Below are 1,558 nucleotides of genomic sequence, written 5' to 3'. Positions count from 1 at the left end.
GTTTTAAGCTGCTTAATTTTACTGTAACTCTACCACTGAATTAATGAGTAATGGAATAGTGTCTAGGGAAAATAGCTTCTACTATACTAAGTACCTCCAACTTCTTTGAGATAAGTACCTTAGCAGTTTATCAATACTGTTACAAACAAATGCTAACGGAAGAGTAGGGCAGTAGCTAGCACTAGCCCAGTAACTGTGAACAGTAATTAAACTGATGTAACGATGTGATTAAAAATCCACAAGTAGAACAATATTTAGCAGACTCCCAAGCACACTTGGAAAAGTATACCGATGAAACGCACCGTGCAAATCTTACGCCATCACCACCCAAAAACTCGCTTAATACTAAACTTGTTGGATTCACAAAACGATACTGATATCGCTATCTGCGTTGTTTTACATCCTGATGATCCCGAGAGCATCGCGCGCCCGTTGGCACAATGGCAAACCTTGATTTGCGCTTCACCAGACTATTTGCGAGGACACCACATTGCCAAGCCGCAAGATTTACTCAATGCTAACTGGCTCAATCACAATAGCAATGTCCTGCTACACGCATTCAAGCGTATAGGGCTACTGGAAACAATTCGAAAACCGCTTGCCTACTTCATGCAAGCGGCAGAAGAGGGCGACATCACCGGGCAATACTGGCTCGGCCATTGCTACGAAAACGGCATCGGCACGGCAAAAGACATGACCAAAGCCGTGCATTGGTATCAAGAGTCTGCTAAACGAGGCGACCATATTTCCCAGCCAGCGATTGATGCGTTGAACCGTTTAGGCATCGAAAAAAATTAATGATTTCCCGCAAAATTTAAGGAGTTTCCACGATGAAGAAAACCGTAACGATGATTGCCGCAAGCTTGTTGCTTGCCGCTTGCAACGCCACTTCAAATGCGACTGAAAAAGCAGTGATGACTCAAAACATGCAAAATTCCGCTTGGGACAAACAATACGGCGGCGCGGATAAATCCTACGATAGTCGCTTGCTTGCCTTGCGTGAACAAATTGCACCACGTTTTGAAGTGTTAACGTTTAAAGATCCCAAAACAGGCAAAGAAATGCAGTACAACCTGTACACCCCGAAAAATCTTGAGCCGGGTCGCAAATATCCGTTAGTCATGTTTATCGCAGATGCAAGCACAGCAGAAAAAGGCGTAAAAGCCCCACTAATGCAAGGCTACGGTGGCATCATCTGGGCAACCGATGAAGCGCAGGCGAAACACCCAGCCTTTGTCCTTGTACCGTCTTACACCGAAACGGCAGTCAACGATAAATGGGAAACAACTGAAGAAGTCCCCATGACCTTACGTCTTGTCAAAAATCTGATCGCCGAAAAAGCGATTGATGCCAATCGTGTTTATACCACGGGTCAATCCATGGGCGGTATGATTTCATTCTACCTAAATAGTATCGAGCCTAACTTATTTGCGGCTTCTATGTTTGTCGGCAGTCAATGGGATATCAATGTTTTAAAACCATTGGAGAAAGCGAAGTTTATTTATACCGTTTCGGCTGCCGATCCAAAAGCCTCTGCAGGCATGGCTCAAGTTGGAAA

General features: G+C 44.5%; 2 protein-coding genes. Both read left to right on the top strand.

Going from position 1 to position 1,558, the window contains the following annotated elements; all coding sequences use genetic code 11:
- Positions 1–291: 291 nt before the first annotated feature.
- On the top strand, positions 292–798 hold the full coding sequence (locus ACTHS3_RS12665) for an SEL1-like repeat protein (RefSeq protein WP_083306192.1): 507 nt from the start codon (positions 292–294) through the stop codon (positions 796–798).
- Positions 799–830: 32 nt separating this feature from the next.
- Positions 831–1,558 (top strand): pyrroline-5-carboxylate reductase (locus tag ACTHS3_RS12660; protein WP_440368100.1); only part of this gene is annotated, 728 nt, incomplete at its 3' end.

Source organism: Neisseria sp. P0009.S007 (assembly GCF_051962515.1).
The sequence above is the reverse complement of the archived record's forward strand: the minus strand, read 5'-3'. Positions and strand labels throughout refer to the sequence as shown.

Coding starts and splice junctions, on each gene's coding strand:
- ACTHS3_RS12665 (WP_083306192.1), top strand. CDS start 292: ATGAAACGCACCGTGCAAATCTTACGCCATCACCACCCAAAAACTCGC.